Origin of the sequence: Bradyrhizobium sp. CCBAU 45384 (assembly GCF_028128665.1) — a bacterium.
GTDB classification, from domain to species: Bacteria; Pseudomonadota; Alphaproteobacteria; order Rhizobiales; family Xanthobacteraceae; genus Bradyrhizobium; species Bradyrhizobium manausense.
In genome coordinates this window covers 61,272-83,479 of record NZ_LBIZ01000008.1, presented here as the reverse complement: position 1 = coordinate 83,479, position 22,208 = coordinate 61,272, and the positions used below count along the sequence as shown (strand labels likewise).

Annotated in this window: 25 protein-coding genes; 17 read left to right on the top strand and 8 right to left on the bottom strand. The window is 63.3% G+C overall.

The window, feature by feature from the left end; translation table 11 throughout:
• The first annotated feature begins 159 nt into the window (after positions 1 to 159).
• Positions 160 to 570, top strand: a complete 411-nt coding sequence (locus tag XH80_RS01505; protein ID WP_271597047.1) for a DUF2000 family protein — start codon at positions 160 to 162, stop codon at positions 568 to 570.
• Positions 571 to 763: 193 nt separating this feature from the next.
• The gene (gene adhP / locus XH80_RS01500; RefSeq protein ID WP_271597046.1) at positions 764 to 1,789 is read left to right on the top strand and encodes an alcohol dehydrogenase AdhP; all 1,026 of its coding nucleotides are present in this window, start codon (positions 764 to 766) and stop codon (positions 1,787 to 1,789) included.
• A gap of 16 nt (positions 1,790 to 1,805) precedes the next feature.
• On the opposite strand, the gene XH80_RS01495 is transcribed toward adhP, so the two are convergent.
• The 3 genes from XH80_RS01495 to XH80_RS01485 are packed head-to-tail and all read right to left on the bottom strand — an operon-like array spanning position 1,806 to position 3,028.
• A complete protein-coding gene (locus XH80_RS01495) occupies positions 1,806 to 2,219 on the bottom strand; it encodes a GFA family protein (RefSeq protein ID WP_057748841.1) in 414 nt (137 codons plus the stop codon).
• 12 nt (positions 2,220 to 2,231) lie between these two features.
• Positions 2,232 to 2,696, bottom strand: coding sequence for an SRPBCC family protein (locus XH80_RS01490; RefSeq protein ID WP_271597045.1), 465 nt, complete (start codon positions 2,694 to 2,696; stop codon positions 2,232 to 2,234).
• Positions 2,693 to 3,028, bottom strand: a complete 336-nt coding sequence (locus XH80_RS01485; RefSeq protein ID WP_057748836.1) for an ArsR/SmtB family transcription factor — start codon at positions 3,026 to 3,028, stop codon at positions 2,693 to 2,695. Before XH80_RS01485 ends, XH80_RS01490 begins: the two co-directional genes overlap by 4 nt.
• A 107-nt stretch (positions 3,029 to 3,135) precedes the next feature.
• Here XH80_RS01485 and XH80_RS01480 point away from each other — a divergent pair, with 107 nt between their 5' ends.
• The 9 genes from XH80_RS01480 to XH80_RS01440 all read left to right on the top strand — a co-directional run bounded on the left by XH80_RS01480 (position 3,136) and on the right by XH80_RS01440 (position 12,214).
• Positions 3,136 to 3,819, top strand: a complete 684-nt coding sequence (locus tag XH80_RS01480) for a TetR/AcrR family transcriptional regulator (RefSeq protein WP_271597044.1) — start codon at positions 3,136 to 3,138, stop codon at positions 3,817 to 3,819.
• A complete protein-coding gene (locus XH80_RS01475) occupies positions 3,816 to 4,619 on the top strand; it encodes an HlyD family secretion protein (protein WP_271597043.1) in 804 nt (267 codons plus the stop codon). The genes XH80_RS01480 and XH80_RS01475 overlap by 4 nt, the downstream gene beginning before the upstream one ends.
• Positions 4,616 to 5,545: an ABC transporter ATP-binding protein gene (locus XH80_RS01470; protein WP_271597042.1), complete on the top strand. Its 930-nt coding sequence runs from the start codon at positions 4,616 to 4,618 to the stop codon at positions 5,543 to 5,545. Before XH80_RS01475 ends, XH80_RS01470 begins: the two co-directional genes overlap by 4 nt.
• On the top strand, positions 5,542 to 6,705 hold the full coding sequence (locus XH80_RS01465; RefSeq protein ID WP_271597041.1) for an ABC transporter permease: 1,164 nt from the start codon (positions 5,542 to 5,544) through the stop codon (positions 6,703 to 6,705). The genes XH80_RS01470 and XH80_RS01465 overlap by 4 nt, the downstream gene beginning before the upstream one ends.
• Positions 6,706 to 6,810: 105 nt before the next feature.
• Positions 6,811 to 8,112 carry an adenylate/guanylate cyclase domain-containing protein gene (locus XH80_RS01460; protein WP_271597040.1) on the top strand — a complete coding sequence of 434 codons (1,302 nt, stop codon included), beginning with the start codon at positions 6,811 to 6,813 and terminating at the stop codon, positions 8,110 to 8,112.
• A 121-nt stretch (positions 8,113 to 8,233) separates the two neighbouring features.
• Positions 8,234 to 8,965 carry a GntR family transcriptional regulator gene (locus XH80_RS01455; RefSeq protein ID WP_271597125.1) on the top strand — a complete coding sequence of 244 codons (732 nt, stop codon included), beginning with the start codon at positions 8,234 to 8,236 and terminating at the stop codon, positions 8,963 to 8,965.
• Positions 8,966 to 9,015: 50 nt separating this feature from the next.
• On the top strand, positions 9,016 to 10,260 hold the full coding sequence (locus XH80_RS01450) for an MFS transporter (protein ID WP_271597039.1): 1,245 nt from the start codon (positions 9,016 to 9,018) through the stop codon (positions 10,258 to 10,260).
• 21 nt (positions 10,261 to 10,281) lie between these two features.
• Positions 10,282 to 11,178, top strand: a complete 897-nt coding sequence (locus XH80_RS01445; protein WP_271597038.1) for an amidohydrolase family protein — start codon at positions 10,282 to 10,284, stop codon at positions 11,176 to 11,178.
• 121 nt (positions 11,179 to 11,299) lie between these two features.
• Positions 11,300 to 12,214, top strand: coding sequence for a PhzF family phenazine biosynthesis protein (locus tag XH80_RS01440; protein WP_271597037.1), 915 nt, complete (start codon positions 11,300 to 11,302; stop codon positions 12,212 to 12,214).
• Between the two features lie 164 nt (positions 12,215 to 12,378).
• Here XH80_RS01440 and XH80_RS01435 read toward each other — a convergent pair whose 3' ends face one another.
• A complete protein-coding gene (locus XH80_RS01435) occupies positions 12,379 to 12,840 on the bottom strand; it encodes a DUF488 domain-containing protein (protein WP_220002669.1) in 462 nt (153 codons plus the stop codon).
• 9 nt (positions 12,841 to 12,849) lie between these two features.
• Entirely contained in the window at positions 12,850 to 13,686 is an 837-nt protein-coding gene (locus tag XH80_RS01430) for a DUF72 domain-containing protein (protein WP_271597036.1), read from the bottom strand.
• Positions 13,687 to 13,790: 104 nt separating this feature from the next.
• Between XH80_RS01430 and XH80_RS01425 the strand changes: the two genes are divergently transcribed.
• From XH80_RS01425 to XH80_RS01410, 4 genes are all read left to right on the top strand, one after another.
• Complete coding sequence (locus XH80_RS01425) at positions 13,791 to 14,168, top strand: hypothetical protein (protein ID WP_271597035.1); 378 nt, start codon at positions 13,791 to 13,793, stop codon at positions 14,166 to 14,168.
• 149 nt (positions 14,169 to 14,317) lie between these two features.
• The gene (locus XH80_RS01420) at positions 14,318 to 14,521 is read left to right on the top strand and encodes a hypothetical protein (protein WP_057748802.1); all 204 of its coding nucleotides are present in this window, start codon (positions 14,318 to 14,320) and stop codon (positions 14,519 to 14,521) included.
• A 289-nt stretch (positions 14,522 to 14,810) separates the two neighbouring features.
• Entirely contained in the window at positions 14,811 to 15,938 is a 1,128-nt protein-coding gene (locus tag XH80_RS01415; protein WP_057748801.1) for a glycosyltransferase family 2 protein, read from the top strand.
• Between the two features lie 9 nt (positions 15,939 to 15,947).
• Positions 15,948 to 17,453, top strand: a complete 1,506-nt coding sequence (locus XH80_RS01410; protein ID WP_271597034.1) for a glycosyltransferase family 39 protein — start codon at positions 15,948 to 15,950, stop codon at positions 17,451 to 17,453.
• 4 nt (positions 17,454 to 17,457) lie between these two features.
• On the opposite strand, the gene XH80_RS01405 is transcribed toward XH80_RS01410, so the two are convergent.
• Together XH80_RS01405 and XH80_RS01400 are read right to left on the bottom strand one after the other, a co-directional pair.
• Positions 17,458 to 18,486, bottom strand: a complete 1,029-nt coding sequence (locus XH80_RS01405; RefSeq protein ID WP_237865770.1) for an NAD-dependent epimerase/dehydratase family protein — start codon at positions 18,484 to 18,486, stop codon at positions 17,458 to 17,460.
• 51 nt (positions 18,487 to 18,537) lie between these two features.
• A complete protein-coding gene (locus XH80_RS01400; protein ID WP_271597033.1) occupies positions 18,538 to 19,710 on the bottom strand; it encodes a DegT/DnrJ/EryC1/StrS family aminotransferase in 1,173 nt (390 codons plus the stop codon).
• A gap of 182 nt (positions 19,711 to 19,892) precedes the next feature.
• Between XH80_RS01400 and XH80_RS01395 the strand changes: the two genes are divergently transcribed.
• Both XH80_RS01395 and XH80_RS01390 read left to right on the top strand, forming a co-directional pair.
• Entirely contained in the window at positions 19,893 to 20,639 is a 747-nt protein-coding gene (locus tag XH80_RS01395; RefSeq protein WP_271597032.1) for a glycosyltransferase family 25 protein, read from the top strand.
• Positions 20,640 to 20,653: 14 nt separating this feature from the next.
• A complete protein-coding gene (locus tag XH80_RS01390; RefSeq protein ID WP_271597031.1) occupies positions 20,654 to 21,364 on the top strand; it encodes a WbqC family protein in 711 nt (236 codons plus the stop codon).
• 49 nt (positions 21,365 to 21,413) lie between these two features.
• Here the strand turns inward: XH80_RS01390 and XH80_RS01385 are convergent, their stop codons facing one another.
• Entirely contained in the window at positions 21,414 to 22,181 is a 768-nt protein-coding gene (locus tag XH80_RS01385) for a class I SAM-dependent methyltransferase (protein ID WP_271597030.1), read from the bottom strand.
• Between the last annotated feature and the right edge of the window lie 27 nt (positions 22,182 to 22,208).

Below are 22,208 nucleotides of genomic sequence, written 5' to 3'. Positions count from 1 at the left end.
CCGGCGGAGAGAAGCATAGCCGATCGCATCCCGCATTGAAATTTCTGCGCTGTGATCGCTCGGAGAATTCGCGTTACATTTCATCACCAGTCGCAGCGCTCGGGATTTTCTTTTCTTTCCAGGCGCTTGCCAGATGTTTGGATGTGCGCGGGAGAATTCATGCAGTTCGATACCAAGATTGCCGTTGTCATTCGCAACGACCTCCAGGCCTGGCAGAAGCTCAATGTTGCGTCATTCCTGACAAGCGGCGTCGCGGCTGCCTTTCCGGAGTGCATCGGCGAGGCCTACGAGGACGCTTCAAGCACGAAGTATCTTGCGCTGATCGGTCAGCCGATCCTGATCTATGGTGCGGATGGTCCGGCGTTGTCGCGCGCACTCGATCGTGCGCTCACGCGCAACGTCACGCCGGCGGTCTATACCGAGGACATGTTCAAGACCACGCATGATGCCGCCAATCGCGAGGTCGTGAGGGCGGTCGCGCGCGGCGATCTCAATCTCGTCGGCATCGCAATGCGCGCCGAGCGGAAGCTGATCGATAAGATCGTCGACGGATTGAAGTTCCATAGCTGACGCCAGGCGCGCTCTTCGCTGCCAGGCGCGCTCTTCGCTGCCAGGCGCGCTCTTCGCTGCCAGGCGCGCTCTTCGCTGCCGCGCGCGCTCTGCGCTCCGCCATGCGACCAATAAACCTGCGTTGTTTGACTCCAATCAAGTGAGAGCTGTGCGGCATTGCTAGTCTGCTTGCGTCATGCAATGGAGCAGAGCAATGCCGACCATGAAAGCCGCTGTTGTCAAACAATTCGGCAAGCCGCTGGTGATTGAGGATGTACCGGTACCGCAGCCCGGTCCCGGTGAAGTCCTGGTCAAGGTAAAGGCCTGCGGCGTTTGCCACACCGACCTGCACGCCGCTTCGGGCGACTGGCCGGTCAAGCCGGTGCCGCCGTTCATTCCCGGCCATGAAGCCGCCGGCATCGTCGCGGCGCTCGGGCCCGGCGTCAAAAATCTGAAGGTCGGCGATGCCGTCGGCGTCGCCTGGCTGCACGACGCCTGCATGAGTTGCGAATATTGCGAGACCGGCTGGGAGACGCTGTGCGAGCATCAGCACAACACCGGCTACAGCGTGAACGGCGGCTTTGCCGAATATGTCATCGCCTCGGCGGCCTTCGCGGCAAGGCTGCCGGCCACGATCGACTTCGCGGCCGTGGCGCCGATCCTCTGCGCCGGCGTCACCACCTACAAGGGATTGAAGGAGACGGACGCGCGACCCGGGGAGTGGGTTGCGATCTCGGGCGTCGGTGGGCTCGGCCATGTCGCGATCCAGTACGCCAAGGCGATGGGGCTCAAGGTCGCGGCCGTCGATATCGCCGAGGACAAGCTGAAGCTCGCGCGCGAGGCTGGCGCCGATCTTGCGGTCAACGCGCTCGCAAAAGACGCCGTGGACAAGGTGCTGACGGCGACCGGCGGCGGGGCTCACGGCGTGCTGGTCACGGCGGTGTCGACTGCCGCGTTCGCGCAGGCGTTGAAGCTGGTGCGGCGGAAGGGCACCGTCAGCCTCGTCGGCCTGCCGCCGGGCGAATTCCCGACGCCGATCTTCGATGTCGTGCTCAAGCGCATCACCGTGCGCGGCTCCATCGTCGGGACCCGCAGGGATCTCGACGAGGCCATTGCGTTCGCTGCCGACGGCAAGGTGAAAGCCGAGGTGACGAAAGTGCCGCTTTCGCAAATCAACGACGTGTTCGAGCGGATGAAGGCTGGCAAGATCGACGGCCGCATGGTGCTCGACTTTGGCTAAAGCGTGTTCGAGCGCCTCAACCGGGCGGCATCCTCTCGAATTTCGTCAGGCCGGAATCGAGAGGATCCCAGTCATACGCACGCACCGCGTAGGTGACCGCTTGCGGCTTGTAGCGGGTGGGCTCGTCGAGGCTGGCGGCGCGGATGGTGAAGATGTCGGGCATGGCCTTGAAGGTCATGTAGACAGCGACGCCGCATTCAGGGCAGAAGGCGCGCGTCTTCACGTTGCCGCTGTCGCCGGTCATGTCCCATGTCTTGGCCTTGCCCGTCACCGTGACGCCAGCGCGCGGGAAGGTGGCGTAGGAGCCGTGGCCGGTGCCGCTTTCGCGCTGGCAGTCCCGGCATTGGCAATGATTGGAGAACATGGGCTCGCCGACGACAGAATAGCGGATCGCGCCGCAGGCGCAGCCGCCGGTATAGGGCTTGGTCATCGCAATAACTCCTCAACTGTCTTCGCCGCTGATTTCGTCGAGCTGCCGGATCACCTTCTTCCAGCCGCCACTCATGACGGTGTAAGCACTGTCGTTCCTCGGCATGACGAAGCCGGCATGAACCAGCTGAATGCGCGTGCCGGCTTCGACGGGGGTGAGGGACCAGGTCACGACAGTGTCGAGCGGCGCGCCGTAGCCAACGTTACGCTCGTCGCCGCCCTTCCAGGCGTAGACCAGACGCCTGTTAGGGACGACTTCCAGAACGCGGCAATGGATGACGCCGTCCCAGTGGCCGCCCGGCTTGGTCTGGTAGGTGAAGACATTGCCTTCGACAGCCTCGAAGCCGGTCGGCGGCATCAGCCAGCGCGCGATCAGCTGGGCAGATGTCAGCACCTTCCAGACCGTCTCCGGCGCGTGAGGGAGCACCTCGTCCATCACGATATCTTTGGTTTCGGCTTTCAGCGCGGCTGCACTCACGGGTCGATCTCCTTCAAGAGGTCACGCAGGTTCTGGAGGCGCTCGCGCCAGAAGACACCGTAATGATCGATCCAGGTCACAAGCGGTTCGAGTCCTTGCGGCGCAGCGCGGTAATAGACGTTGCGGCCTTCGGCGCGCTCGGCGACGAGGCCCGCCTGCTTCAGCGATTTCAGATGTTGCGAGATCGCGCCCTGCGTCACCCCGCTGCCGCGCGTCAGCTCGGCGACGCTGATCTCCTTGCTGTCGAACACGCGCTCGAACACCGCGCGTCGGGTCGGATCGGCGAGGGCGCGCATCACGGCGGTGACGGGATTGGGGGCGGCTTCGATCATGTCGATCAATTAGCGAACACTAATGCATTAGTCAATGCTAATTCGTTGTGTCGCGGAATGGCCCAGGCCTCATTGACATTGACTGACTAGTCAGTCATAAACTTAGCATGACAAAGAAGTTCACCAAAGCGGCTACGGCCAAAGCAGAGACGCGCAATCCGGAAGCCGGCGACGAAGCCGCGCCGGTGTCGAACCGGGCCACGCGCGCGGCGGAGCGGCGCGATGCGATCGTCGCGGCGGCGATGGAGGAGTTCATCACGCGGGGCTTTGCCGCGACGCGGCTCGACGACATCGCCAGGCGCGCCGGCGTGGCGAAGGGCACGATCTACCTGCACTTCAAGGACAAGGAATCGATGTTCGAGGAGCTGGTGCGCACCGTGATCGTGCCGGTGGTGGCGAAGCTGAACGCGCTGCCGCCGCCGACGGGCTCGGTGCGCGATCTGATCGAAACCTTTGCCGGCAATTTTCTCAAAGAGGTGATCGGCACGAGGCGCGGCGATCTCGTCCGCCTGATCGTGGCGGAGGGGCCCCGCTTTCCGGCGGTGGCGGACTTTTACTACCGCGAGGTGGTCTCGCGGGGGATGGCCGGCATGCGCGCGCTGATCGAGCTCGGCATTGCCCGTGGCGAGATCCAACAGGCAAAGCTCGCGCGCTATCCGCAGATCCTGATCGCGCCGGCGATGATCGCGGTGATCTGGCAAAGCCTGTTTGCGCGGCACGCGCCGCTCGACGCGCAAGAGATGCTGCGTGTCCATCTCGATTTGATTTTTGGCGAACGGAGGACGACATGACGTCGTCACGAAGGATTTTTGCAGCCGCATTGGCCGCCATGCTCGCAACCGGACTTGCCGGCTGCAACGAGAAGCGCGATCCCGGTTTCCAGGGCTGGGTCGAGGCCGACATGATCTATGTCAGCCCGGATGAAGCCGGGCGGGTAACGAAGCTGAATGTCCGGGAGGGTGACGAGGTCAGGGTCGGCGAGCAGCTCTATTCCGTCGATGATGATCTCCAGCTCGCTGATCTCAACCAGAACAAGGCGACACTGGCCAATGCGCAGCAGACCTATGATCGCGCAGCCTCGCTGAGCAAGACCGGTTCGGGCACGCAAGCCAATCTCGATTCCGCCGTGTCGTCGCTGCGTGTCGCGGAAGCGCGGGTGGCAACCTCGGAGACGCGACTAGCGCGCCGCAAGGGTTTTGCGCCTGTTGCAGGCACCATCCAGCAGATCTATTTCCGCGAGGGGGAGATGGTGGCGGCGCAGCGGCCGGTGCTCTCGATCATGCCGCCCGGCAACATGAAGCTGCGCTTCTTCGTGCCGGAAACGGAACTGCCGAAGCTGTCGATCGGCGACACGGTGCGGATCGCCTGCGACAATTGCGCGGCCGATCTCACCGCCAAGATCTACTTCATCGCGACCACGGCCGAGTACACCCCGCCCGTGATCTACAGCCTCGAAGAGCGCAACAAGCTCGTCTATCTGGTCCAGGCGCGACCGTCGCGGCCCGATGCCTTGCGGGTGGGGCAGCCGATCGACGTCTATCTCAACCCCAAGAATCTTGATTTCAAGACTCCGGTGGCGGACAAGCGATGAACGGTGCGAACGACATCGCGATCGACGTCAAGGGCCTGACCAAGTCGTTTGGCGGCCGCGAGGTCGTGCACGACCTGTCGATGCAGGTGAAGCGCGGCTCGATCTACGGCTTCCTCGGGCCGAACGGCTCGGGCAAGACCACGACCATCCGCATCCTCTGCGGCCTGCTGACGCCCGACAGCGGCGAAGGCACCTGTCTCGGCTACGACATCCTGCGCGATGCCGAAAAGATCAAGCGCAAGGTCGGCTACATGACGCAACGCTTCAGCCTCTACCAGGATCTCTCCGTGCGCGAGAACCTCGAATTCGTTGCGCGGCTTTATGGCCTTGACGACGCGCGCGGGGCTGCGCGCGACATGATCAGGCGGCTTGGCCTCTCGGGCCGCGAGGAGCAGCTCGCGGGCGAACTCTCCGGCGGCTGGAAGCAGCGCCTTGCATTGGGGGCCTGCACGCTGCCCAATCCGGAATTGCTGCTGCTCGATGAGCCGACCGCGGGCGTCGATCCGAAGGCGCGGCGCGATTTCTGGAACGAGATCCATGCGCTCGCCGCCGGTGGCCTCACCGTGCTGGTCTCGACCCATTACATGGACGAGGCCGAGCGCTGTCACGAGATCGCCTATATCGCCTATGGCCACCTCCTGACGCACGGCACGGTCGACGAGGTGATCGCGAAGTCCGCGCTAGTGACCTACACTGTCACCGGCGAGTTGAACGGCCTCGCGGCCCAGCTTGCCGGCAAGCCCGGGATCGACATGGTGGCGCCGTTCGGCACCTCGCTGCACGTCTCGGGCCGCGACATCGCCGCCCTCGAAGCCAGCATCGCGCCGTGGCGCGAGAAGGGTGAGCTGCACTGGCAGAAATCGGCGCCGTCGCTGGAGGACGTCTTCATCGAGTTGATGGGCCGCTCCAAGGACAATTTCCAATGAGCACTGTCCAGACAACCGGCCTTGCACGGGAGATCCGCGACCGCTTCGGCTTCTGGCGTCGCTCCTATGCCATGATGGCCAAGGAGTTCATTCAGCTTCGGCGGGACCGCGTCTCGTTCGCGATGATCATAGCCATCCCGGTGATGCAGCTTCTGCTGTTCGGCTATGCCATCAACACCACGCCGCACCATCTGCCGAGCGCGGTGCTGCTGCAGGAGGACTCGGACCTTGCCCGTTCGATCCTGAAGGCGTTGGAGAATACCGCCTATTTTCGCTTCGTCTACGAAGTGCACGACGTCGACGAGTTCGACAATTTGCTGAAGTCCGGCAAGGTGCTGTTCGGCGTCGAGATCCCGCGCGGCTTCGAGCGCGCGGTGCGGCGGGGCGACAAGCCGGCGCTGCTGGTTGCAGCCGACGCGACCGATCCGGTCGCCGCAAGCTCCGCACTCGGCTCGCTCGGCATGATCGTGCAGACCGCACTCGCGCACGATCTCTATATCGGCGATCCCCCGGCGATGCCGTTCGAGATCCGCGCCCATGCGCGCTACAATCCGGCGGCGGAATCGCGGCTCAACATCGTGCCGGGACTTGTCGGCACCATTCTCACCATGACGATGCTGATCTTCACGGCGCTGTCGGTGACGCGCGAGATTGAACGCGGCACCATGGAGAGCCTCCTGTCGATGCCGATCAAGCCGGTCGAGGTGATGATCGGCAAGATCGTTCCCTACATCCTGGTCGGCTTCATCCAGGCTTTCCTGATCGTCAATATCGGAGTGTTCCTGTTCGGCGTGCCGGTGCTCGGCAATCTGTTCCTTCTGGCGGGACTTTCGACCCTTTTCATCGCTGCAAATCTCGCGATCGGCTACACGTTCTCCACCATCGCGCAGAATCAACTGCAGGCAATCCAGATGTCGTTCATGTTCTTCCTGCCGAGCATTCTCTTGTCCGGCTTCATGTTCCCGTTCGCGGGGATGCCGGCCTGGGCGCAATATATCGGCGAATGCCTGCCGCTGACGCACTACATTCGCATCGTCCGGGCCATCATGCTGAAGGGCGCCACCATGCCGAATTTGCGGTTCGATACGTTGGCGCTGGCCATCTTGATGCTGGTGGCCATGACCATCGCCGTGACGCGCTTCCGCCGCACGCTGGATTGAGGCACAATAGCTGAGGTCATTCCGGGGCACGCGAAGCGTGAACCCGGAATCTCGAGATTCCGGGTTCGATGCTGTCGCATCGCCCCGGAATGACCCGGGGGAACAATGGTCAGCTTCTTAAGAGCCCGGCGCAGAGCCGTCTTGTCGGAGGAGTTCGAGCGCGAGTTGACCCGCGAAGTGCTGCGGACCGAGCTCCTGCGGGTGCAGGCGCTGATCGCCACGGGCCTCGTCATGCTGGTCTTGCTCACGGCGACTTTCCTGATCGACCCTGCCATCGCGAACCGGATCTGGCGCGGGACGGACGGCATGGTCCGCGAATACGGCCTTGTGATAGGCTTCCTGCTGTTCGAGGTCTGGGTCCACAGCCAGATCAGGCGAAACCTCAAGCTTGATCGCGACCTGCCGGTCATCAGGCGCTATATCGGCGCCTTTATCGAGACCTCGTCGCCGACGCTGATCCTGATCCTGCAGATCCGCAGCATGGGCGCTGGGCCCGCGCTCGGCTTCGTGCTGCCGTTCGTCTATTTCATCTTCGTCATCCTTTCGACGCTGCGGCTCGATTTCTGGCTGTCCACCTTCACGGGATTTGTCGCAGCGAGCGAACTGCTGGCGGTCGCGCTGTATTTCAATTCGGCGAACGACGACGGCGAACCCTTGATCTACTTCCACACCGTGCGCAGCGCGGTCATCCTGCTCTGCGGCGTGCTCGCGGGCTCCGTCGGCGCGCAGTTGCGGCGGCAATTTGGCGCGAGCATCGCGGCGGCGACCGCGCGCGACCGGGTGACCAATCTGTTCGGCCAGCACGTCTCGCCGCAGGTGGTCGAGCGGCTGATGGCGGAGGGGACCAGCGTCGCCGGCGATATCAGGCGCGTCGCCGTGATGTTCGTCGATTTCCGCGGCTTCACCGCCGGCGCCCAGTCGCGCACCCCGCAGGAGGTCGTCGACCGGCTCGACGGCGCTTTCGCCGTGCTGGTCGATATTCTCGACCGCCATGGCGGCATCGTGAACAAGTTTCTCGGCGATGGCTTTCTGGCGCTGTTCGGCGCACCCCTGGAGGCCTCCGATGCCGCGCATCGCGCAGTCGCCGCGGGCCGCGAGATGCTGATCGCGATGGATCACATCAACGCGCAGACGAGCTGGCCGCTGCGCATCGGCATCGGCATCCATTTCGGCGAGGTCGTCGCGGGCAATATCGGATCGCCCAGGCGCAAGGAATATACCGTGATCGGCGACACCGTGAACTTCGCATCGCGGCTCGAGGCGCTCAATAAAGAGTTTGGTTCGCAGCTCCTGATCTCGGCGTCCGTGCGCGAGGCGCTGGGTGAAGACGGCGAGGATGCGGTCGCGCTCGGCGAGGTCACGGTGCGCGGCTATGAACAGCCGGTCGCCGTGTTTCAATTGGGGTGAGGGGATCGCTCGCGTTTCTTTGCAGGCGCGTGCTGAAATATCCAGCCCGGCGTCGCATCCTCCGCATGCGGTATTTGAGTAGCGCTTGACTTGGCTCTCATCTAGTCATCTATATGACTATATGAATCCGGATCCGCGCGACGACCGCCTGCCACGCTACCAGCGCCTGCGCGACGACCTCGCCGCGCGGATCAACCGCAATGAATGGCGGCCGGGCGAGCCCATCCCATCGGAGGCCGAGTTGGCGGCGCATTACGGCGTCGCCATCGGCACGGTGCGCAAGGCGATCGACCAGCTCGTCGCGGATGCCGTGCTGGAGCGGCAGCAGGGCCGCGGCACCTTCGTGCGCCGCGCCCGCTTCAACTCCTCGCTGTTCCGCTTCTTCCGTTTCCAGTCCCAAAGCGGCGAGCGGCGCGTCCCGAAGAGCCGCATCCTCAGGCGCAAGAGCGTGCCAGCGACGACGGCGGTCGCCTCCGCGCTGCGCATTCCCGTCGGCGAACCCGTGATCAGCCTGTCGCGCCTGCGGCTGCTCGATGATGTGCCGCTGCTCGCCGAGGAAATCTGGCTGCAGCAATCGCGCTTTGCGCCAATTCTCGACATCGACACCGCCGAGTTCGGCGACCTGCTGTATCCGCTCTACGAAGAGCGCTGCGGCGAGGTCGTGGTTTCCGCCGAAGAAGTTTTGACGGTCGAGACAGCCAACGAAATGCAGGCCCGGCTGTTGCGCCTCGAGGCGCACGCACCGCTGATCGTGATCGAGCGCCTCGCACTCGACCTGGAACGGCGGCCGATCGAATGGCGCCGCTCGCGCGGGCCGGCGGATCGCTTCCGCTACCACGCCGAGATCCGGTGATGGCGGCCTTCAACGACACCAAGCAATAAACGCGTACAGGGGTAGGAAACATGTCGAACTGGTACAGTGAAAGCTCGCCGCTGGAGCGGCGCACCTTCTGGGCAAGCTTTGGCGGCTGGGCGCTCGATGCGCTCGACGTCCAGATGTTCGGTCTTGCCATTCCCGCGCTGATCGCCGCCTTCGGCATCAGCAAGGCCGATGCGGGCCTGCTCGGCTCGGTCACCCTGTTCTTCGGCGCGTTCGGCGGCTGGCTCGGCGGCGCGCTCGGCGATCGTTTCGGTCGCGTCAAGGCGCTCCAGATCACGGTCGCGACCTTCGCGCTTGCGACCTTCGCATCAGCATTCGCGATGAGCTACACCCAGCTCCTGGTGCTCAAGGCGATCCAGGGCCTCGGCTTCGGCGCTGAATGGGCCTGCGGCGCGGTGCTGATGGCCGAGATCATCCGCCCCGAGCATCGGGGCAAGGCGCTCGGCACGGTGCAGAGCGCCTGGGCCGTGGGCTGGGGCGCGGCCGTGCTGCTGTCCGCGCTGGTGTTCACCAATGCTCCGGCCGATATCGCCTGGCGGATCCTGTTCGCGATCGGATTGTTGCCGGCGCTGCTCATCATCTTCATCCGCCGCGGGCTGAAGGAGCCGCCGCGCGCTGTCGCCAAGGACGCAGAGGTGCCGTTCTTCGCGACGCTATCAGGCATCTTCCACCGCGACGTGCTGCGCTCGACCCTGGTCGGCGGTCTGTTCGGCATCGGCGCCCATGGCGGCTATGCCGCACTGACGACGTTCCTGCCGACTTACTTGCGGGAAGTGCGGCACCTCTCGGTGCTCGGGTCCAGCGGATATCTCGCCGTCATCATCATCGCCTTCTTCTGCGGCTGTGTCGCCAGCGGGATCGTCAGCGACCGCATCGGCCGCCGCGCGAACGTGGCGTTCTTCGCCAGCGCCTGCATCGCCACCGTGCTGGTCTATATCTTTGCGCCGCTGAGCAACGGCCAGATGCTGGTGCTCGGCTTTCCGCTCGGCTTCTTCTCGGCCGGCATCCCCGCGAGCATGGCGGCGCTGTTCAGCGAACTCTATCCGGCCGGCGTCCGCGGCACCGGTGTCGGCTTCTGCTACAATTTCGGCCGCGTGGTCTCCGCCGCGTTCCCCTTCCTGGTCGGCTTTCTCAGCGATCACATCGGCCTTGGGCCCGCGATCGGCATCGACGCCGCGTTCGCCTATTCGCTGGTGCTGATCGCGGTTCTGCTGCTGCCCGAAACCCGCGGCAAGGTGTTCGAGCAGGCTGCGGCCGCGCGCGTTTGACGGGAATGAGGAGTAATCAACATGAAGATAACCGAACGCGGCATGACGCGCCGCCAATTCAGCGCGGGCGCCGCAGCCCTGGCGGCCATCGCGGCTGCGGGCAAAGCGGCAGGTGAGGCGACGATGCCTGTGATCGACACCCACGCCCATGTCTTCCACCGCGGACTGAAGCTCGCGCCGGGCCGGCGCTATGCGCCCGACTACGACGCGCCGCTGTCGCTGTATCTGGAACAGCTCGACCACAACGGCATCAGCAATGGCGTGCTGGTGCAGCCGAGCTTCCTCGGCACCGACAATTCCTATCTCGTCGATTGCCTGAAGCAGACGGCCGGCCGCCTGCGCGGCATTGCCGTCGTCGATCCTGCCATGCCCGCCGAGGAGCTGCGTGAACTCGATCGTGCCGGCGTAGTCGGCATCCGCCTCAATCTCGTCGGCCAGCCCTTGCCTGACCTTTCGGCAAGCGAATGGAAGGGACTGCTCGCCAACGTGAAGGCGATGGGCTGGCAGGTCGAGATCCAGCGCAACGCGTCGGATCTCGCCGTGCTCACCCCGCGTCTGCTCGATCTCGGCGTCACCGTCGTGCTCGATCATTTTGCGCTGCCGGATCCCAAGCTCGGCGTCGCAGATCCCGGCTTTCAATCCGTGCTGAAGCTAGCGGCGACGAAGAACGTGTGGGTCAAGATCTCTGCGCCGTATCGCAACGGCGCAGCGGGCGAGAGCTTTGCCAAGGAGGCCTATCCGCTGCTTCGCAGTGCCTACGGGCTCGATCGCCTGCTGTGGGGCAGCGACTGGCCGCACACGCAGTTCGAGGCGACGCAGACTTACGCCAAGAACCGGCAATTTCTCGACACGCTCATCGTCGACGAGCGCGAGCGCGCGCAGGTGCTGGCATCGCCGCGACCCCTTTTCCGCTTCTGACGAGCGAGCGTGATTGCTCCGATTGCTCTCAATTTTGGGGCATGACGAGCGATGTTTCGCGCTTGTAGAGTGCTGCGCGAGGCGGCGCGGGTTGCCGCCGCCGTTAGCGTGAGGAAGCACCATGCAGCGCCGCTACATCACTGTCGACGTGTTCACCGACCGCGCCTTCGGCGGCAACCAGCTCGCCGTGGTGCTCGATGCTGCCGGGCTCTCGACGCAGCAGATGCAGGCGATCGCGACCGAGTTCAATTATTCCGAGACGACCTTCGTGCTGCCGCCGCGCGACCGGGACAACGACGCCGAGGTTCGCATTTTCACGCCGGTGAGGGAGATGCCGTTCGCGGGGCATCCCAATGTCGGCACCTCCTTCGTGCTGGCGAGCCTTGCGAGGGAGCCGAAGTCGCGTTTGCGGTTCGAGGAGAAGGCGGGCCTCGTGCCGATCGACATTTTTCGCGAGCAGGGGCGGGTCATCAGCACCGAGCTGACGGCGCCGCAGCCGCTGTCCCGATGGGCGGAAGTGTCCGCCGCTGATGTTGCGGCCTGCATCTCGCTCGCGGCCGACGACATCAGGACCGAACATCATGCACCGCAAGTCGTCGGCGTCGGAACGCCGTTTCTGGTGGCCGAGGTGGTGTCGCGTGAGGCGCTCAAGCGGGCAAGGCCCGACGCGGCCGCGTTCGGCAGGATCTTGCCGCGCGACGACGCCCGCTCGGTGTGGTTCTACACAAGCGATGTGCCCGCCTCGGAGGCGCCGTGCGAGCGGCAGGCGCGCATGTTCATGCGCGGCGCCGGCGGTCTCGCCGAAGATCCCGCCACCGGCAGCGCAACGGTCGCCGCAGCCGCGCTGTTCGCCGCTCTCGATCCTGTCGGGGACGGCGAGTTGAAGCTCACCGTCGGCCAGGGCTTTGACATGGGTCGCCCCAGCATCCTGCAGACGCGCGTCGTCAAGCGCGACGGCAAGATCCTCTCCGCCCATGTCGGCGGTGCCTGCGTGCAGATGATGGAGGGGACGTTCAGGCTGGCGGGGCAGGGGTAGGCTCTCCGCGCCAAGCGCCGATGATAGACCCGTCATCCTGAGGTGCGAGCCCTTGCGAGCCTCGAAGGATGTACGGCCGAGGTGTCGCCGCGACTGTGGCACGCCGCCGCCCTTCGAGGCCTCCGCTTCGCTACGGCACCTCAGGGTGACGGCTACAGCTGCTGCTACACCTGCCGCCCCGCCAAATTCTTCACCGCAACCCCGTCGCGTTCCTCGATGATCTCCGCGATCATCTGGCGGTGGCAATGGGTGTGGTCGCGCTCATAGCACAGCAGGCAGACCGGGCCGGCCTTCTTCACGAGGGCCGAGAGCTCATCCATCTGCTCTTTCGCCTCCGGCGTCTTCAGGTGCTTCGAGAAGATTTTCTCCAGCACATCGTACTGGCCACTGCGCGCAGCGAGGCGGCCTTCCTTTGGCGTGCCCAATGCGGCAAGATGCACATAGGCGATGCCGCGCTCATCGAGGCCTGCGGCGAGCTGCTTCTTGGAAAAGCCCGGCCGCCGTGACGACGTCACCGCGCGCACGTCGACCACGAGCTTGACGCCGGCCTGCTCGAGCTCATCCAGCACGGCCTTCGGCGGCGTTTGCTCGTAGCCGATGGTGAAGAGCTTCTTCGCCTTGGCCATGGAGCCTCCTCAACTCACCCGTGCGATCAGTTCCATGGCGCCGTGCGGCGCGCGTACCTTGCCCTCGTGGATGACATAGGCGAACACGTCGCGCGGTTCCTTTTTCGGCTCGGTCTTGTCAACTTTCGGCAGGTCGTCGGGTTCACTTCCCTGGGCCCAGGCCTTGAAGCGTGCGGCCCAGGCGTCGAGCTGCTTCGGTGGATAGCAGGTTTTGATCTCGTCATTGCCCTTTTGAAGCCGGGCGTAGACGAAATCGCCGGCGACATCGGCAATCGCGGGGTATTTGCCGTGTTCGGCAAACACGACGGGCGTCTCGAACTCGCGGATCAGGGCGATGAAGTCAGGCGTGCAAAAACTGTCATGGCGCACTTCCACCACGTGGCGCAGCGCGCGCCCCTCGAGCTTGCGCGGCAGCAGCTCCAGAAACTTGCCGAAATCGGCGCCGTCGAATTTCTTGGTCGGCGCGAACTGCCACAGCGCGGGGCCGAGATGGTCGCCGAGTTCCAGCACGCCGGAATCATAGAAGCGCTTGATGGAATCGCCGGCCTCGGCCAGCACGCGGCGGTTGGTGGCAAAGCGCGGCCCCTTCACCGAGAATACAAAGCCCTCAGGCACTTCGCTCGCCCATTTGCGAAAGCTCTCCGGCTTCTGCGAGCCGTAATAGGTGCCGTTGATCTCGATCGAGGTCAGCTTCGAGGCAGCATAGGACAGCTCCTTCGCCTGCGTCAGCTTCTCCGGATAGAACACGCCGCGCCAGGGCTCGAAGGTCCAGCCGCCGATGCCGATGTAGATGTTGCCGGATTTTTTGGTCGCGGTTTTTGCTTTGGCCACGGGAGGATCTCGCATCGACGGGAAGGGGAGAGCTGCATCCTATTCAAACCAGAAGTGATTGGCCAGTTGTCGCATCCCGTCTAAGCTTGCCCCGCGATCTGCACAAAAAGGAGAACAAGATGCGGATGCTGATGCTGGGAGCGGCGCTCGTCATGATGACATCTGCTGCCACACATTCTGTGAGGGCAGATGATGACGATGCAAAGGGCGCACAGAAGCTCGCGATGCAGGGCCGCGACGATTACTGGCATTGCCTGGCGCGCGAGTATTCGCGCGACTCCAATCAGGGCCTGTCGGAGCAGGAGTTCGGCCGCTCTGTTGCGGGGGCCTGTCCATCGGAGCGGCAATATTACCGGGTCGCGCTGCTCGATTATCTCACCACGCAATATCCTGATATCGATTCCGGCGCCCATCTCGCGACCGCGAACAGGGCGGTGGAGTCGGCGCAGAGGGACATCGTGACCGCTTACGTCAAGCACCGGCCGCCGGCGAAGTAGGGGAGTGGCGAATGGCCAATGGCGAATAGGGCGGGAAGGCATGGTTTACTTCATTCGCTACTCGCGATTCGCAACTCGCCCCCTGGCCCTTCCGACCGTGCATTCATCCGTGATATGACAGGGCTCATCTGGAACGGGGACGGGTTGGTATGTCGTCTGAGTCGGTCGGTGGCATTTTTGGCGCGATCGTCGCCGCGGTCGTGCTGGCGGTCGCCGTCGTCTTCGGGCCGATCGGCCAGTACGGCAAGCCTCCGAAGCCGGCCAAGGTCGAGGCCCCCGCCGCCATGGCGCCCGCGGCGCCTGTGGCCCCCGCGCCTCGGGGCCCGGTGATCCGAGAAGTCCCGAATCAATGATGGCCTGAAAAAGGGCGGGTTCGGCCCCTTGCAATCAGGCTTTTCCGTTCCCATCTAGGCTCTAACGGCGATGTTGAGCCAAAAGCTCCGGCGCTGGAACGACCTTGGAATAGCTTGGGCCTGCGCCGGATGTACGCGCGGTCCGCCGTTCCGGGGTCGTTGGCATTTTTGGGCCCCTTTGGGGCGGTTTCCCTGAAAAACCTCGGCTTGTAGCCCAAGAACTCCTAGCCCAAGAACTTATAGCCCAAGAACTTGGCATCGCTGGACGCGGCGGATATACGCTGCCGTCATGAATGAAGCGATCAGACCGGACGCCCACAGCCAAGCCCAAGAGGGGCCGGAACTGTCGGTTATCGTCCCGACCTTCAACGAGCGCGACAACGTCACCGTGCTGTACCGGCGCCTGGAGGCGACGCTCGTTAACGTCGCCTGGGAGGTCGTGTTCGTCGACGACAATTCGCCCGATGGCACCTGGGACGTCGTGCGCGAGCTGGCGCAGAAAGACAGCCGCGTGCGCTGCATCCGCCGTATCGGCCGCCGCGGCCTCTCGGGCGCCTGCATCGAGGGCATCCTGGCCTCGAGCGCGCCTTATGCGGCCGTGATCGATGCCGACCTCCAGCACGACGAGACGCAGCTGCCGAAGATGCTGCTGCTGCTCGCAAGCGATAAGGCCGACCTCGTCGTCGGCAGCCGCTACATCGAGGGTTACAAGAGCGAAGGTTTCAACAAAAAGCGCGCCGGCGCCAGCGCGCTGGCGACCGAAGTCGCCAGGAAGATGCTCCGGGTCGAGATCGCTGATCCCATGAGCGGCTTCTTCATGGTCCGCCGCGACCGTTTCGAGCAATTGGCGCCGAAACTGTCGGTGCACGGCTTCAAGATTCTGCTCGACCTCGTTGCCACCGCGCACGGCAATTTGCGCGCCGTCGAAATTCCCTACACCTTCGGCGCCCGCCAGCACGGCGAGAGCAAGCTCGATTCCATGGTCGCGCTGGACTTCCTTGGCCTCGTCCTGGCAAAGCTGACCAACGACATCGTCTCGCTGCGCTTCATCCTGTTCGCGATGGTCGGCGGCATCGGCCTCATCGTGCATCTCGCCACGCTGTTCATCGCGCTTCAGCTGATCAAGGTGTCGTTCGCGGAGGCGCAGGCCGCCGGCGCGATCGTCGCCATGACCAGCAATTTCATCATGAACAACTTCCTCACCTATCGCGACCAGCGGCTGAAGGGTTTTGCGATCCTGCGCGGCCTGATCATGTTCTACATCGTCTGCAGCGTCGGCCTGCTCGCCAATGTCGGCGTCGCCTTCTCGGTTTACGATCAGGAGCCGATCTGGTGGCTGGCCGGCTTGGCCGGCGCGCTGATGGGCGTGGTGTGGAACTACGCGATGTCCGGACTGTTCGTCTGGCGCAAGAAATAGTGCGCCGCTATGGGCGGGGCTGACGCGCGGATCGTCCGTAACACGGCGCTGGTGATCCTTGCACTGGTCGTCTTGCGGCTGGTGGTGGCCGCCTTGACGCCGATCACCTTCGACGAAGCCTATTACTGGATGTGGTCGAAGAACCTCGCGGGGGGTTATTACGACCACCCGCCGATGGTGGCTTACGTGATCCGCGCCGGCACCATGATCGCCGGCGATACCGCGTTCGGCGTCCGACTGGTCTCGATCCTGCTCGCGCTGCCGATGAGCTATGCGATCTATCGCACCGCCGCGATCCTGTTTGGCGGTGCGCGCGTGGCGGCGACCAGCGCCATCCTGCTCAACGTCACCATGATGGCCTCGGTCGGCACGCTGATCGTGACGCCGGATGCGCCGCTGCTGGTTGCCTCGAGCTTCGTGCTGTTCTTCCTCGCCAAGGTGCTCGAGACCGGCCGCGGTGCCTGGTGGCTGGCAGTCGGCGCTGCCGTCGGCGCGGCGCTGCTGTCAAAGTACACCGCGATGTTCTTCGGTGCTGCGATCCTGATCTGGCTTGCGGCGGTGCCGAAGCTGCGGCGCTGGTTCCTCTCGCCCTGGCCCTATCTCGGCGGTTTCGTCGCGCTGGCGCTGTTCTCACCGGTGATCCTGTGGAATGCGGATCATCATTGGGTCTCGTTCGTCAAGCAGCTCGGCCGCGCCAGGATCGAGGATTTCCGCCCGGTCTTCATTGCCGAGTTGATCCCGACCCAGATCGCTTTCGCAACGCCGCTGGTCTTCATCCTCGGTGCGATGGGTCTGCATGCGCTGACCTGGCGCCGGGCCGGCGCGCTGGCCTCGCGCGTGCTGATCGAGACGATGTTCTGGACCATTGTGGTCTATTTCGTCTGGCATTCGCTCCATGCCCGCGTCGAGGCCAACTGGTTTGCGCCGGTTTATCCGCCGTTCATTGTCGCCGCCGCGGCCGCCGCCAGCCCTGCACAGTGGAAGCCGCGGGCGCGCCGCCTGGTGGATTTCTGCCTGCGCTGGGCCGCGCCTGTTGGCATCGTGATGTTTGCCGCGCTGATCCTGCAGGCCAATACCGGCTGGCTTTCAGGCTATCGCCGCGACGCGACCGTGCGCAGCGTCGGCGTCGGCTGGCGCGAGCTCGCAGCCAATATCGAAGCTGAACGCGTCCGCAATGGCGCAACCTGCGTGCTCACGCCTGACTACGGTACCACGGGCTGGCTCGCCTTCTATCTGCCGCGCGGGGCTTGCGTGGTGCAGCAGAACCAGCGCATTCGCTGGGTCAACATGCCCGAGCCCGATCCGAAGCTGCTCGCGGGCAAGCTGCTCTATGTCGACGAGATCAAGCCCGGAGGCCATCCCTTCCTCAAAGACCTCTTCACACAAGTGACGCGAGTCGCCGAGCTGCAGCGCAAGCGCGGGCCGCTCGTGGTCGAGACCTATGGTGTCGATCTGCTTGAAGGCGCCAGGGGCGACGTGCTCGACCGCTCGCCGCCGCCTGAACTTGTGCCCTGAGCGATCACAAGATCTTGCCGTTGAACGACAACTCCTTGATCCGCTTTTCCCAGTCGATCAGGGACCGGTACCAGCCCAGCGTATGGGTGGTGGGATCGTCGCCGCTGACCGTGCCCCGCTCCAGCGCCTGCTTGATCTCCACGATGCCTTCATGGACGCGGGAGGATGGATCGAATTTCAGGCGCTGGATGATCTTGGCAAAGGACAAATTATAGGTTCGCTTGTCCGTCGCATCCGGGATCGTGTGGGTGACGATGTTCGGAATGATGTCCTTGACGAAGTTCGCGAGCTGTTTGATCTGGTAGTTGAGATCGTCACTGCCGACGTTGAACGTTTCCCCTGATACGACCGACGCTTCGCTCTCGATGCCCATCATGAGGGCGCGGCAGACATCATGAACGTGGATGAACGGCCGCCACTGCTCGCCGCCTCCCATGACGTAGATCACCCGCTCCTTCCAGGCGCGGAGCGTCATGACGTTGATGGCGAGGTCGAAGCGCATGCGCGGAGCCAGGCCGAATACGGTGCTGTTGCGCAAAATGACCGTTTCGAACGTGTCGCTTTGCAGCTTGCGCAGTTCGTCCTCGACGTGAAGCTTGCTTTCGGCATAAAGCGTCTGCGGGCGACAGACGGCGTGCTCGTTGAGCGACACTTCCTGGCCGTGGCCGTAGACCGACGCCGAGCTCGAATAGACATAGCGGCGCACGCCGGCCCGCTTGGCCGCGCGAGCCAGGCGAACGCCGCCCTGGTGATTGATCGAGACCGTCAGCTCGGGGTCGATTTCGGCGGAGGCGTCGTTGCTCAGTCCGGCCAGATCGATGACGGCGTCCATCCCCTCGAACTGCTGGGGGTCGACGGTGCGGATGTCGTCGACGAGCATCTTGATATTCGGGTGAGAAGCCGCCTGCATGAATCGATCTCGGCCGAAAAAGCATCGATCGAGCGCAGTCACCGAATAGCCCTTTTGCGCCAGCATCTGGCACAGAGGAATGCCGATATAGCCTCCGGCTCCAGTGACGAGAACTTTCTGCATGTCCTAGACTTCTATGTTCGTGAGGGTCTCGGGTCGGTTGCGGCTCTGCGACTAAGGCTTCGGTCTGTTTTGCGCCTGTTGGCGCGCGTACCGGATGGCGGAAACGACGAGATCGCATTCTTCGTCGGTCATGTCGTTGTAGACCGGAAGCGCAATGACGTTGTAAGCGACCCTTTCCGTCACCGGCAAACTCACTTCCCTCTGCGTCGTGTAGGCGGTCATGTGGTGGCAGGGCGGGCTGTAATATTTGCGGACGAACACATTGTGCGTCTCGAGCGCCGACGCCAGCGCATCGCGGCCGAGCCCGAACTCCCTGGCGTCGACGACGACAGGAAGATAGAGCCAGTTCGTTTGCGCGCCTGCGGGCTCTTGCCCCACGCGCAAACCGGGAATTTTGCAAAGCCCGGTCCGCATGCGTTCGACAGCGTGTCGGCGTGTCGCAATGGCCTGCTCGAACGTCTTGAGTTGCTCGAGGCCGATGAGGGCCGCTATCTCCAGCATTTTCCCGTTCAGGCCCGGCTCGTGACAATCGGCGCCGTCCACTTGCCCGAAGTTCCGCATCGCCTTGACGCGCACGAGCAATTCCGCATCGTGGCTGCAGACGCAACCGCCTTCCATCGTCGCGAAGGCCTTGGTGGCGTGGAAGCTGAACATCTGCGCGTCCGCGCAGCCTCCCACCAGCTGCCCATTGATGCGCGTTCCGAAAGAGGGGGCGCTATCGACCAGAAATTTCAGCTTGTGGCGTCCGGCTATCCCGGCGAGCGAAGCGTAATCGCTGGGGATCCCATAGGCGTCGACGGCGAGGATGGCGACGGTTCGGTCCGTGATCCTGCGCTCGACGTCATCAGGGTCGAGACGCATGGTCTGGTCGTCGAGAATATCGGCAAAGACCGGTTCGGCGCCGACCCATTTGATCGCATGCGGTGTTGCGCTGAACGTGAACGATGGCACGATCACTTCGCCGCCGGTGATCCCCGCGGCCCTCAGCATGGCCATCATTCCGATCTGGCCGTTGCAGAAAACCAGCGTCGGGACGCCCAGATACTCGCTCAAGCGCTTCTCGAATTCGACGACCCAGCGGGAATTGTTCGTGACCTGGCCGGTCTCCAGCGCTGTCTCGAAAGCGGCCAAGAACTGTTCGGTTCTCGGAAACCTGGGACGCACGATATGAAGCGGGCTCCGGGCCAGCGGCGTGAGAGATTCAAGCGGGACTGCGGCAGTCATCTCGAGTCCTGATTGTCGATGCAAGTTCGTGACGGCTTATCGATATAGGTCGAGACTTGTGTGGAGCATTCGTGCGCGACGTGATCCGCGATTGACAGGCGCGTTTGCACTAGCCGCGGCTGGCGAATCAATATTCTAGTGGCGCTCTCCGGGCATCCTTCCGCGAACGGTCCTTTTGGCAAATGAAGAACTTCGTCATCAATCTCGATCGCCATCCAGAGAAATTCGAAAACTTCCTGAAGCGGAATGCAGGCTGCGGAATCGCCTTCGAGCGTTTCTCCGCGACGAATGGTCTGGAGCTGACCGATCAGGAGGTGATGGCGATGCGGCTTGTCGCGCCCGGTTCGCAGTTCACCAGGGGAGCCGTTGGCGGCGCCGCTTCGCTGTGGCGGATATTGAACTGGATCGCCGGGCAGACTGAGCCTGCCCTTGTCTTCGAGGACGATTGTACCATCCGTCACGACATCATCGCACGTCTGGAGAATTTGCTTCCGACTCTTGGAAACTGGGACCTCCTGGTGCTCGGATACAATACGGATTCAGTGCTCGATCTCGAGCTCGCGCAGGGCATGAAGTCGATGATGGTCTTTCGGCCTGCGCACCCGGACGACCGAAGTGATGCCGCTTTCCAGAGCGCGAATTCCCAGGTGGCCGCGCTCCGGCTGAACACTTGCTTCGGACCAGCCGGAAACCTGATATCTCCGGCCGGAGCGAACAGGCTCCTGGAGCTGTGCTATCCGATGGATAATCGGCCGGTCCGGATCGAGGCGCTCGGCAATCGCATGCTGCCGACGACCGGGTTGGACGGGATGGGAAACAGCGTCTATCGCTTCATGCAGGCGTATGCCTGCTTCGCGCCGCTTGTGGTGCCGCGCAACAACAATGCGACGTCGACGACCTATACCCACGATGCGCGCATTTGGGGCTAGCAGGGCGTCACACGATGAAACTCGCGATCATGCAGCCGTATTTTCTTCCCTATATCGGCTACTATCAGCTCATCGGTGCGGTCGATCTCTTCATCGTCTACGATAACGTCAAATATGTAAAAAAGGGCTGGGTCAATCGCAACCGGATGCTGGTCAACGGCAAAGACGCGTTGTTCTCGCTGCCGTTGAAGAAGGCCTCGGACGCGCTTGATATTCGCGACAGGGAGTTGGCGGCCGAGTTCGACCGTGCAAAGCTGCTTAATCAATGGCGGGGGGCCTACAGAACCGCGCCCTTCTTCAAGCAGACCTTCCCGCTTCTGGAAGAGATTGTCGGCTTTCAAGATCCTAATCTATTTCGCTATCTCTTCAATTCGCTGCGGATGACCTGTGCGCATCTCGGTTTGAAGACTGCCTTCAAGATTTCGTCCGAGGTGCCGATCGATCATTCGCTCAAGTTCCAGGACAGGGTGCTCGCATTGTGCGAAGCGGAAGGCACGCAAAAGTACATCAACGCGATCGGCGGCCTGGAGCTCTATGATGCCGATGCTTTCAGGGCCCGAGGAATCGAATTCAGGGCGCTGCGAGCCAGGCCGTTTCCCTATGAGCAGTTCGGGCAGCCCCATGTGCCATATCTGTCGATCGTCGATCTCTTGATGTTCAACCCGGTGTCGAAGTTGAGCGAGATCATCGCCGAAAATTACGATCTGGTTCAGCAGGACACGTAGGCCTCAAGGTGCGTCGATCCGAAAACGATCAGGCGTCGAGAGCGACGCCTCATTCGAACACGACGTAGCTCTGCTGCGGCGAGATCGTGCTGCGGCAGATGCGATAGCCCTCGGTGCCCCATGCTTCGCGCAACGCCAGGGTTTCGCCCGGATTCTCGGCGAGGACCAGCTCGTCAAACCCGACGATGCTGTTCTTCGCCAGATAGGGGCGAATGAGCTCGAGGCATCGCTTCGTCGGTTCGTAGAGATCGAGGTCGAAATAGGCCAGCGAGATGATCGTCTCGGGGTGCTTCTCAAGATACGCGGGAAGGGTCTCGGTCACGTCGCCCTTGACCAGCTCGAACTTGCGGAGGTGGCTGCGCGGGGCGAGTTTCTCCTGCGCCGACAGGATGTCTGCCAGCACGTCTTCGTAATTGGGCGTGACGCTGAGCCCGCCGACCTTCAGCCCGTCGAAATCGCCGTCCTGGGGTGCCACCGACGGGAAGCCCTCGAACGTATCGAAGCCAACAACCTTGCGGCTCATGTTGTAGGGTTCGTAGATGTGGCGCATGGTCGTGAACAGCGCCATGTTCTGGCCCCAGCGAACGCCGAATTCCATGATGACGCCATGGGTGCGCAGGGTCATCGAATAAAGGTCATGCATGAAGAGGATGCGTGCCAGCGACGGGCGATTGAGGAACAGGCCGAGATTTGCGTGGAATTCACGCGGAGGCAGCGGCGAGGTCTTCATCAGCTCCTGCAGCCGGCCGTAAGCGGCCACTTCGTCCCGGGCAGCATAGGTAAAGTTCTGCGCGTCCTGCGGATCGTTTGATGTCATGATTTGTGCTCACACGTTTTCATGTTG

What these genes read in the sequence shown, in the direction of transcription:
- XH80_RS01505 (WP_271597047.1), top strand. Translation starts at nt 160, where the DNA reads ATGCAGTTCGATACCAAGATTGCCGTTGTCATTCGCAACGACCTCCAG.
- adhP (WP_271597046.1), top strand. Translation starts at nt 764, where the DNA reads ATGCCGACCATGAAAGCCGCTGTTGTCAAACAATTCGGCAAGCCGCTG.
- XH80_RS01495 (WP_057748841.1), bottom strand. Translation starts at nt 2,219, where the DNA reads ATGACCAAGCCCTATACCGGCGGCTGCGCCTGCGGCGCGATCCGCTAT.
- XH80_RS01485 (WP_057748836.1), bottom strand. Translation starts at nt 3,028, where the DNA reads ATGATCGAAGCCGCCCCCAATCCCGTCACCGCCGTGATGCGCGCCCTC.
- XH80_RS01480 (WP_271597044.1), top strand. Translation starts at nt 3,136, where the DNA reads ATGACAAAGAAGTTCACCAAAGCGGCTACGGCCAAAGCAGAGACGCGC.
- XH80_RS01475 (WP_271597043.1), top strand. Translation starts at nt 3,816, where the DNA reads ATGACGTCGTCACGAAGGATTTTTGCAGCCGCATTGGCCGCCATGCTC.
- XH80_RS01470 (WP_271597042.1), top strand. Translation starts at nt 4,616, where the DNA reads ATGAACGGTGCGAACGACATCGCGATCGACGTCAAGGGCCTGACCAAG.
- XH80_RS01465 (WP_271597041.1), top strand. Translation starts at nt 5,542, where the DNA reads ATGAGCACTGTCCAGACAACCGGCCTTGCACGGGAGATCCGCGACCGC.
- XH80_RS01460 (WP_271597040.1), top strand. Translation starts at nt 6,811, where the DNA reads ATGGTCAGCTTCTTAAGAGCCCGGCGCAGAGCCGTCTTGTCGGAGGAG.
- XH80_RS01455 (WP_271597125.1), top strand. Translation starts at nt 8,234, where the DNA reads ATGAATCCGGATCCGCGCGACGACCGCCTGCCACGCTACCAGCGCCTG.
- XH80_RS01450 (WP_271597039.1), top strand. Translation starts at nt 9,016, where the DNA reads ATGTCGAACTGGTACAGTGAAAGCTCGCCGCTGGAGCGGCGCACCTTC.
- XH80_RS01445 (WP_271597038.1), top strand. Translation starts at nt 10,282, where the DNA reads ATGAAGATAACCGAACGCGGCATGACGCGCCGCCAATTCAGCGCGGGC.
- XH80_RS01440 (WP_271597037.1), top strand. Translation starts at nt 11,300, where the DNA reads ATGCAGCGCCGCTACATCACTGTCGACGTGTTCACCGACCGCGCCTTC.
- XH80_RS01435 (WP_220002669.1), bottom strand. Translation starts at nt 12,840, where the DNA reads ATGGCCAAGGCGAAGAAGCTCTTCACCATCGGCTACGAGCAAACGCCG.
- XH80_RS01430 (WP_271597036.1), bottom strand. Translation starts at nt 13,686, where the DNA reads ATGCGAGATCCTCCCGTGGCCAAAGCAAAAACCGCGACCAAAAAATCC.
- XH80_RS01425 (WP_271597035.1), top strand. Translation starts at nt 13,791, where the DNA reads ATGCGGATGCTGATGCTGGGAGCGGCGCTCGTCATGATGACATCTGCT.
- XH80_RS01420 (WP_057748802.1), top strand. Translation starts at nt 14,318, where the DNA reads ATGTCGTCTGAGTCGGTCGGTGGCATTTTTGGCGCGATCGTCGCCGCG.
- XH80_RS01415 (WP_057748801.1), top strand. Translation starts at nt 14,811, where the DNA reads ATGAATGAAGCGATCAGACCGGACGCCCACAGCCAAGCCCAAGAGGGG.
- XH80_RS01410 (WP_271597034.1), top strand. Translation starts at nt 15,948, where the DNA reads ATGGGCGGGGCTGACGCGCGGATCGTCCGTAACACGGCGCTGGTGATC.
- XH80_RS01405 (WP_237865770.1), bottom strand. Translation starts at nt 18,486, where the DNA reads ATGCAGAAAGTTCTCGTCACTGGAGCCGGAGGCTATATCGGCATTCCT.
- XH80_RS01400 (WP_271597033.1), bottom strand. Translation starts at nt 19,710, where the DNA reads ATGACTGCCGCAGTCCCGCTTGAATCTCTCACGCCGCTGGCCCGGAGC.
- XH80_RS01395 (WP_271597032.1), top strand. Translation starts at nt 19,893, where the DNA reads ATGAAGAACTTCGTCATCAATCTCGATCGCCATCCAGAGAAATTCGAA.
- XH80_RS01390 (WP_271597031.1), top strand. Translation starts at nt 20,654, where the DNA reads ATGAAACTCGCGATCATGCAGCCGTATTTTCTTCCCTATATCGGCTAC.
- XH80_RS01385 (WP_271597030.1), bottom strand. Translation starts at nt 22,181, where the DNA reads ATGACATCAAACGATCCGCAGGACGCGCAGAACTTTACCTATGCTGCC.